The following is an 8,059-nucleotide window of genomic DNA, read 5'->3' on the forward strand; positions in this document are numbered from 1 at the left end:
AGGGACGATTGTTTATGCCTCGACGCCAAATTCTGACCGAGCGACAGCGCTCCGCACTCTTTGATCTGCCGACGGACGAAGCGTCACTGTTGCGGCACTACATTTTGTCCGATGACGATCTCACCCATATTCGGGAGCGACGCCGAGCGCGCAATCGTTTCGGCTTTGCCCTGCAACTGTGTGCCCTGCGCTATCCCGGTCGGCTGCTGTCCCCTGGAGAGCTTATCCCGCAAGAGCTGTCCCGGTTTCTGGCAGCGCAGCTTGGGCTGAGCGTCGGGGACCTGGCCGAATACGCGGCGCGGGAGGAAACACGCCATGAGCATCTGGCCGCGTTGCGTACGATCTACAGCTACAGGAGCTTTGCCGGTCGTGGCGCCCAGGAACTGCGGGACTGGCTTGCCACTCAAGCCGAAGACGCGCGTTCAAACGAGGACCTCGTGCGCCGGTTTGTCGAACGATGCCGCCAAACCCAGATCATTCTTCCGGCAATCACGACGATCGAGCGGTTGTGCGCCGATGCTCTGGTGGAAGCCGAGCGCCGGATCGAGATGAGGATTGCCGAGCGTCTTGATCAACCCATGCGTGACCAGCTCAACGCGCTGCTGACGGAAATGGTCGAGGGCAACATCAGCCGCTTCATCTGGTTGCGCAAAATCGAGACCGGCGACAATTCGGCCATGGCCAATCGTTTGCTCGACAGGCTCGAATTCCTGCAAAACCTCGCTCTCGACCCACAGGTGCTGGCCGGTGTTCCGCCACACCGGGTTGCTCGGCTCCGCCGACAGGGTGAGCGGTATTTCACCGATGGTTTGCGCGATATTGGCACAGACAGGCGTCTGGCTACACTCGCTGTCTGCGCGGTGGAATGGGCCGCCGCGACCGCCGATGCCATTGTCGAAACCCATGATCGAATCGTCGGCAAAACCTGGCAGGAAGCCAAACGGCTCTGCGACGGACGAGCCGCAGATGCCAGGACCGCCGTAACCGATACCTTGCGGGCCTTTTCCGGTCTCGGCATGGTGATGCTCGAAGCGCGAGACGACGGCACCTCCCTGGAAGCGGCGATCGCCACATCACCAGGCTGGACGGAACTGGAGAAACTGGTCGCCACTGCCTCGCAACTCACCGATACACTTGCCGCCGATCCGCTGGCCCATGTCACGCAAGGTTTTCATCGCTTCCGGCGTTATGCGCCGCGTATGCTGCGCAGGCTGGATATCAAGGCGGCCGCCGTGGCCACGCCGCTCATGGAGGCGATTGCCCTGGTCAGGGGAAAATGCGATCCACCGTCACTGCCTACAGCTTTTTTGCGATCGACCTCCAAATGGAACCGGCATCTCAAAACGCAAGACGAAGGCGACAATCGTTTGTGGGAGGTGGCGGTCCTGTTTCACTTGCGCGACGCATTCCGCTCCGGCGATGTCTGGCTTGCGCACTCACGCCGCTATGCCGATCTCAAACAGGCACTGGTGCCGATGGCGGCCGCCCAGGCCACGGCAAGATTGGCGGTTCCATTCGAAGCCGAGGCGTGGCTTGCCGATCGCAAGGCCAGAATGTCGGACGGGCTGAAACGCCTGGCGAAAGCTGCCCGAACCGGGACCCTTCCGCTCGGCAGCATCGAGGACGGTGTCCTGCACATGGAACGCCTGACAGCAGTGGCGCCCAAGGATGCCGACGAGCTGATCCTCGATCTTTACCGGCGTATGCCGGAGGTGCGCATAACCGACATTCTACTGGATGTTGAAGCGGCGACGGGGTTTGCCGATGCCTTCACCCATCTTCGCACCGGCGCACCCTGTCAGGACAAAATCGGTTTGCTGAATGTGATGCTTGCCGAAGGCCTCAACTTCGGACTGAGAAAGATGGCCGAGGCTTCAAATACCCATGACTACTGGCAATTGTCGCGCCTGTCGCGCTGGCATGTCGACAGCGACGCCATCGACCAGGCTCTCGCCATGGTCGTCGCGGCCCAGGGGCGTTTGCCCATGGCCCAATTCTGGGGAATGGGCACTTCGGCTTCCAGCGACGGTCAGTTCTTCCCGACCGCCCGACAGGGCGAGGCGATGAATCTCGTCAACGCCAAATACGGCAACGATCCCGGCCTGAAAGCCTATACGCACCTGTCAGATCAGTTTGCCCCTTTCGCAACCCAGCTCATTCCGGCAACCGTCAGCGAGGCACCTTACATTCTCGACGGACTGCTCATGAACGAGGCCGGCCAACGCATGGGAGCAATATGCCGATACCGGCGGCTTCACCGATCATGTCTTCGCCACCGCCTCGATCCTCGGCTACCGCTTCATCCCCCATATCCGGGATTTGCCATCGAAGCGCCTTTATGTGTTCAACCCCGCCGGGACACCGAGCGAGTTGCGCGGCCTGGTCGGCGGCAGGGTCAGGGAAGACTTGATCGTCTCGAACTGGCCCGACATCCTGCGCAGCGCCGCGACCATGGTCGCCGGCATCATGCCGCCGAGTCAGTTGCTGCGAAAATTCGCATCCTATCCGCGCCAGCACGATCTCGCGCTCGCCCTTCGTGAGGTTGGCCGCATTGAGCGTACGCTCTTCATCATAGAATGGATCCTCGATGCCGACATGCAGCGGCGGGCTCGTATCGGCCTCAACAAGGGCGAGGCGCATCACGCGCTCAAGAATGCCTTGCGCATCGGCCGGCAAGGCGAAATCCGCGACCGAACGACTGAGGGCCAGCACTATCGCCTCGCCGCCCTCAACCTGCTTGCCGCCATCATCATCTACTGGAACACGGTGCATCTTGGTCAGGCCGTCGCGCAACGTAGCAATGCCGGCCTCCCCGTACCGCTAGAATTGCTCTCCCATATCTCGCCGCTTGGATGGGCGCACATCCTGCTGACCGGCGAATACAGATGGCCAAAAAATGGCAGCAGGCAATCTATTTTGGGGAGGTGAACAAGATCTGGAAAAGCTCCTCCGCTCGCTTCAACCCTTCATCCGTCAGAACGACAGATTTCGCCTTATTGACCGGATCGGCAATCAGCCCCTTGCGGTGCAACCGATCCAACGCATCCCAGTCATGCCCCCTCCAGGCTCGCCGCTCGTCATGCACCGTCAGCCACAGCAGCCCCAAAACCGCATCATCAATTCTATCGATATCAACGTCATCCATGCCGCCAAAACTACCACAAAGCGCTCAAAATCACTCGCTTGCTATCCAATTCAGACCAGAAATCCCTTAACGTAGGATTCCGCCCTCAGCCGGAGCCGACCCGCACATGGCCGTCCTTATGTTCGTGGATCTGATCGCGGGTCGGCCGCACTGCGGCCCCGGCGTGGTGAACTTCGGCCCGCATCGGCTGCGTAATAAGCCACCCGTGGCGGGTAGGATGCCGGTAGATTTTCGACGTGGCATCGATGAAATTCATGCGGGCAGCCTGTTGTAAGGACCGTTTATGTGACGCACGAGCCGGCCATCTCTGCCGTAGCGGCCGTTTCTACGAGAGAAACGAAGCGCGTCGCCAAACCGGCACGCGCATTCATACACGCGGCAAGGGATGTGATAGGCGAGCGACGACATCTCGCCGTCCAGCAGCGCCCTCTCAAAACCACGGACGAGCCGTGCGGCTCGGTATTGGGAGCGCCAGTGGGCGCGGATAGTGTTTGTCTGCATGTCCTGCTCCCTGTTGGCGTGAGCCAATTATAGCAGGAAGCGCGGCGCGTGTTATTACAATGAACATACATTGTAATAACAGCCGATGAGCGGTATCCTCCACTCAGTGCCGATTCTCAGGAGAATGTAATGTCCGAAGTGTCAGAAGTCACCATCACGTTCCGCGTTCCGCGCGATCTTAAGGATGGTTTCGCCAAGATCGCCAAGAACAACCATCGGAATTCGTCCCTGCTCTTGCGCGATTTCATGCGCGAAACGGTCGAATCCGGCGGCCGAAATGTCGCTCCGCTCACCGATGCTCAGCAACTGGAAAGAGCGCGGGCGGTTGCCTACGGTCAGGCCTCGGCCGCGCTTGAAGGCTTCCCCGTCTCTCCCGAAGCGGCAGACCTCGGCAAGCGCTTTGTCTCTGGCCAGATCGAGTTGAGCGAATTCGCGGCCGCCAGCCACGGTGCCGGCCGTGGCCGCTGAAACCGAGCGGTCGGAGCTTCGCGAACGCCTTGAGGGTTTTCATACCTCCAAGCGGCTGACCGAGCTTTACCTCTCGCCTGTCGGGGGAAACTTCGACAGCGCGCATCTGCGCGAAATCAATCGCCGGATCTTCCAGGACTTGCCCGCGGCCGGATTTCCCGAAGTGAAGCCCGGCCAGTTCCGCGAGCCGGCTCCGGCAGGCATGGATTGGGTGAAGCATCGGCAGCTGGACGGGCTGAATGTTATCTCCCACGTCGCCTACTCGCCGATGGACAACGCCTCGATCGCGCGTCTCGACGACGCCCTGCAGCAGATCGACGTTGCCAAGCTGTCGCGCCTCAAGACAACACCCTTCGTCCGCGCCATCGGACGCCTTTATTCCGAACTCGACTACATCCATCCGTTTCCGGATGGAAACAGCCGCACGCTTCGCGAATTTACCCGCGAGCTGGCCGAGGCCTGCGGCTACAACATCGACTGGACCCGCTTTGCGGCCCATCCGAACGGACGCAACCTGCTCTACGTCGGCCGAGACCTGGCTGTGAACGAACTGGCGATGCCGCATCTGCGCAACGACCAGACGCGGCGCAGCGTGGCATTCACTCAGGACCAGCTTGCGGGGAACCGCGACCTTACCGACCTGCTGCGCGATGCCGTGCTGCCGGGCCGCGCTATCGCCTTCCGGAAGCTGCGCGAGCCTGCAGCTCTTGCCGCCTTTCCGGAACTCGCAACCGCCTTCGAGACAATGCACAAGGCCGAGGCCTTCAGCCGCGAGAAATATGCAGACGATGCCGGACAGCGGCGCGAATTCATGGACGCCGTGCGTAAGACGGTCCTTGAACGCCTGGACGCCGGACACACGAATGATTTCGGGATGAAGAAGAACAGGCCGCAGGAGGCGGAACGCGTCCGTTCCCCTCCTTCGGGAGAACGCGACAGATAAGAAAAAGCCGACAGGTCGCACAACCTGCCGGCTTTGGCCACCATCGAGTGATTGAGGACTGCAATGATGACGAAAAACCACTCTAGCACAGGTGTTTCTAGACCGATCCAGTTACGTTGACCCGCACGCCGAGGAACGCAATCGGTATTACCGCGAAATGATCGCGGAAGGGTTTCTGCCGGAGGACGCCCGGATGATCGCTGACAAAACGAATTACAACATGCGGACGAGGCAATCGCCCGAAGCACGAGAGCGAGAGCCGGTCGCCATCGGCGACTTCTTCGGCCATGTGCCGAAACCCAAGCCCACTTCAAAGCGCACGCAGACCAAGATCGACGCGCAGATCGCTATCGACGCCCGTGCCGACGCGGCCGACAAACCGAAACCGCGCAAGCGTGTCGCCGAGAAACCGGTTGTAGCTGTCTACGACTACAACCGCTACGAAGACCTGCCAGCGCGTGTCCGCGACCTGATCGAGGCGTATCTCGCCATCGAGAAGACCGACGCCAAGGCCGCCGGCTCCCTCGGTTTTATGACCCGGGCCCTCGCCATTGCCACCCTGCCGCACAAACGCGTGCAGGATCACCGGTTCATGCGCAAAAACGGCGATTTCACCCTAACCATGCTGACAGCGCATCCCGATGGCCTCCCCTATGGCACCCTGCCCCGCCTGTTGCTGACCTGGGTATGTTCGGAGGCGGTTCGCACGGGCGAGCCCGTCCTATCCCTCGGCCCGACGCTCGCCGCGTACCTGCGGGAGCTGGGCCTCAAGAACACGGGCGGCGCCCGTGGCGACATTACGCGGCTCAAGCACGCAATGACGACGCTATTCAGCTCGATCATTTCCTGCCGTTACGAGGGCCGCGACTCCTGGGCACTGCAGAACGTGCTGCTTGCCGATCGCGTCGAATGGTGGCAACCGCAGGACCGCGAAGATGCGGGCGCTTGGCAATCGAAATTGCACCTGTCGCGCCCATTTTTTAAAGAGTGCGTCGATCACCCGGTTCCGGTCAATCTGGTCGCGATGAAAGCACTGCGCCATTCGCCGCTGGCGCTCGACATCTATGTCTGGATGACGCACCGCATGTCATATCTGTCCAAGCGCACTGTGATCCCGTGGTTCTCGCTCAGCGCGCAGTTCGGCGCTTCCTACGCTCAGAATGATCAGGGCCTGCGGGACTTCAAGCGCGCATTCCTGCGCGAGTTGAAACACGTCGTCACCATCTATACCGAAGCCCGAATTTCCACATCGGAACACGGCTTGGTGCTGTATCCCAGCCCGACCCACGTCCCGCCGAGAATCACGAAACAGCAAGCCATTTTGCCATTCCTCGACTAACCGTTGGTGACGGTCGCGGCGCGATCGCCGGCGAGATCCGTCACCAACAGCACCGCGGCCGCCTCCGGGCGGCCGTTTTGTTTCTTGGTGACCGGCGCAGCGCCTCGATGCGCTACAACTGTCACCATGGCGCTTGACAGCGCGGACGGCGCGCATCCGCAAGACAGAATCAGCGCTACATTTCCAGTCGCTTATTCGGGTCGGCTCCGGCTGAGGGCGGAATCCTACGTTAAGGGATTTCTGGTCTGAATTGGATAGCAAGCGAGTGATTTTGAGCGCTTTGTGGTAGTTTTGGCGGCATGGATGACGTTGATATCGATAGAATTGATGATGCGGTTTTGGGGCTGCTGTGGCTGACGGTGCATGACGAGCGGCGAGCCTGGAGGGGGCATGACTGGGATGCGTTGGATCGGTTGCACCGCAAGGGGCTGATTGCCGATCCGGTCAATAAGGCGAAATCTGTCGTTCTGACGGATGAAGGGTTGAAGCGAGCGGAGGAGCTTTTCCAGATCTTGTTCACCTCCCCAAAATAGATTGCCTGCTGCCATTTTTTGGCCATCTGTATTCGCCGGTCAGCAGGATGTGCGCCCATCCAAGCGGCGAGATATGGGAGAGCAATTCTAGCGGTACGGGGAGGCCGGCATTGCTACGTTGCGCGACGGCCTGACCAAGATGCACCGTGTTCCAGTAGATGATGATGGCGGCAAGCAGGTTGAGGGCGGCGAGGCGATAGTGCTGGCCCTCAGTCGTTCGGTCGCGGATTTCGCCTTGCCGGCCGATGCGCAAGGCATTCTTGAGCGCGTGATGCGCCTCGCCCTTGTTGAGGCCGATACGAGCCCGCCGCTGCATGTCGGCATCGAGGATCCATTCTATGATGAAGAGCGTACGCTCAATGCGGCCAACCTCACGAAGGGCGAGCGCGAGATCGTGCTGGCGCGGATAGGATGCGAATTTTCGCGGCAACTGACTCGGCGGCATGATGCCGGCGACCATGGTCGCGGCGCTGCGCAGGATGTCGGGCCAGTTCGAGACGATCAAGTCTTCCCTGACCCTGCCGCCGACCAGGCCGCGCAACTCGCTCGGTGTCCCGGCGGGGTTGAACACATAAAGGCGCTTCGATGGCAAATCCGGATATGGGGGATGAAGCGGTAGCCGAGGATCGAGGCGGTGGCGAAGACATGATCGGTGAAGCCGCCGGTATCGGCATATTGCTCCCATGCGCGTTGGCCGGCCTCGTTCATGAGCAGTCCGTCGAGAATGTAAGGTGCCTCGCTGACGGTTGCCGGAATGAGCTGGGTTGCGAAAGGGCAAACTGATCTGACAGGTGCGTATAGGCTTTCAGGCCGGGATCGTTGCCGTATTTGGCGTTGACGAGATTCATCGCCTCGCCCTGTCGGGCGGTCGGGAAGAACTGACCGTCGCTGGAAGCCGAAGTGCCCATTCCCCGGAGTTGGGCCATGGGCAAACGCCCCTGGGCCGCGACGACCATGGCGAGAGCCTGGTCGATGGCGTCGCTGTCGACATGCCAGCGCGACAGGCGCGACAATTGCCAGTAGTCATGGGTATTTGAAGCCTCGGCCATCTTTCTCAGTCCGAAGTTGAGGCCTTCGGCAAGCATCACATTCAGCAAACCGATTTTGTCCTGACAGGGTGCGCCGGTGCG

General features: G+C 60.7%; 8 protein-coding genes and 2 pseudogenes. 5 read left to right on the forward strand and 5 right to left on the reverse strand.

The annotated features are described in order from the left end of the window. Window positions 1–14 precede the first annotated feature (14 nt). Window positions 15–2,928 (forward strand): annotated as a pseudogene (locus LRS09_RS27090) (Tn3 family transposase). On the opposite strand, the gene LRS09_RS27095 reads toward LRS09_RS27090, so the two are convergent. Both LRS09_RS27095 and LRS09_RS27100 read right to left on the reverse strand, forming a co-directional pair. Continuing rightward, entirely contained in the window at window positions 2,912–3,145 is a 234-nt protein-coding gene (locus LRS09_RS27095) for a DUF6429 family protein (protein WP_203197002.1), read from the reverse strand. The pseudogene LRS09_RS27090 and the gene LRS09_RS27095 sit on opposite strands and share 17 nt — an antisense overlap. A gap of 85 nt (window positions 3,146–3,230) precedes the next feature. Continuing rightward, window positions 3,231–3,401 carry a hypothetical protein gene (locus tag LRS09_RS27100; RefSeq protein ID WP_257810364.1) on the reverse strand — a complete coding sequence of 57 codons (171 nt, stop codon included), beginning with the start codon at window positions 3,399–3,401 and terminating at the stop codon, window positions 3,231–3,233. A gap of 374 nt (window positions 3,402–3,775) precedes the next feature. On the opposite strand from LRS09_RS27100, the gene LRS09_RS27105 reads away from it, so the two are divergent. The 3 genes from LRS09_RS27105 (at window position 3,776) to LRS09_RS27115 (ending at window position 6,396) form a co-directional block, all read left to right on the forward strand. Further along, the gene (locus LRS09_RS27105; protein ID WP_257810365.1) at window positions 3,776–4,114 is read left to right on the forward strand and encodes an antitoxin VbhA family protein; all 339 of its coding nucleotides are present in this window, start codon (window positions 3,776–3,778) and stop codon (window positions 4,112–4,114) included. Continuing rightward, entirely contained in the window at window positions 4,104–5,057 is a 954-nt protein-coding gene (locus tag LRS09_RS27110; protein ID WP_257810366.1) for a Fic family protein, read from the forward strand. Before LRS09_RS27105 ends, LRS09_RS27110 begins: the two co-directional genes overlap by 11 nt. A gap of 193 nt (window positions 5,058–5,250) precedes the next feature. Further along, window positions 5,251–6,396, forward strand: a complete 1,146-nt coding sequence (locus tag LRS09_RS27115) for a replication protein RepA (protein WP_257810379.1) — start codon at window positions 5,251–5,253, stop codon at window positions 6,394–6,396. Here the strand turns inward: LRS09_RS27115 and LRS09_RS27120 are convergent. Continuing rightward, the gene (locus tag LRS09_RS27120) at window positions 6,393–6,524 is read right to left on the reverse strand and encodes a hypothetical protein (protein ID WP_257810370.1); all 132 of its coding nucleotides are present in this window, start codon (window positions 6,522–6,524) and stop codon (window positions 6,393–6,395) included. The two genes, LRS09_RS27115 and LRS09_RS27120, sit on opposite strands and share 4 nt — an antisense overlap. A gap of 171 nt (window positions 6,525–6,695) precedes the next feature. On the opposite strand from LRS09_RS27120, the gene LRS09_RS27125 reads away from it, so the two are divergent. Next, window positions 6,696–6,929, forward strand: a complete 234-nt coding sequence (locus LRS09_RS27125; protein WP_203197002.1) for a DUF6429 family protein — start codon at window positions 6,696–6,698, stop codon at window positions 6,927–6,929. Here LRS09_RS27125 and LRS09_RS27130 read toward each other — a convergent pair. Further along, a pseudogene (locus LRS09_RS27130) lies at window positions 6,913–7,685 on the reverse strand (Tn3 family transposase). The gene LRS09_RS27125 and the pseudogene LRS09_RS27130 sit on opposite strands and share 17 nt — an antisense overlap. Continuing rightward, window positions 7,634–8,059 (reverse strand): Tn3 family transposase (locus LRS09_RS30470; protein ID WP_374684942.1); only part of this gene is annotated, 426 nt, incomplete at its 5' end. The pseudogene LRS09_RS27130 and the gene LRS09_RS30470, both read right to left, overlap by 52 nt.

Source organism: Mesorhizobium sp. J428 (genome assembly GCF_024699925.1).
GTDB lineage: Bacteria > Pseudomonadota > Alphaproteobacteria > Rhizobiales > Rhizobiaceae > Mesorhizobium_A.

Bases quoted from the DNA above. Each gene is read 5' to 3' on its own strand.
- LRS09_RS27095 (WP_203197002.1), bottom strand. From the start codon at position 3,145: ATGGATGACGTTGATATCGATAGAATTGATGATGCGGTTTTGGGGCTG.
- LRS09_RS27100 (WP_257810364.1), bottom strand. From the start codon at position 3,401: ATGAATTTCATCGATGCCACGTCGAAAATCTACCGGCATCCTACCCGC.
- LRS09_RS27105 (WP_257810365.1), top strand. From the start codon at position 3,776: ATGTCCGAAGTGTCAGAAGTCACCATCACGTTCCGCGTTCCGCGCGAT.
- LRS09_RS27115 (WP_257810379.1), top strand. From the start codon at position 5,251: ATGATCGCTGACAAAACGAATTACAACATGCGGACGAGGCAATCGCCC.
- LRS09_RS27120 (WP_257810370.1), bottom strand. From the start codon at position 6,524: ATGGTGACAGTTGTAGCGCATCGAGGCGCTGCGCCGGTCACCAAGAAA.
- LRS09_RS27125 (WP_203197002.1), top strand. From the start codon at position 6,696: ATGGATGACGTTGATATCGATAGAATTGATGATGCGGTTTTGGGGCTG.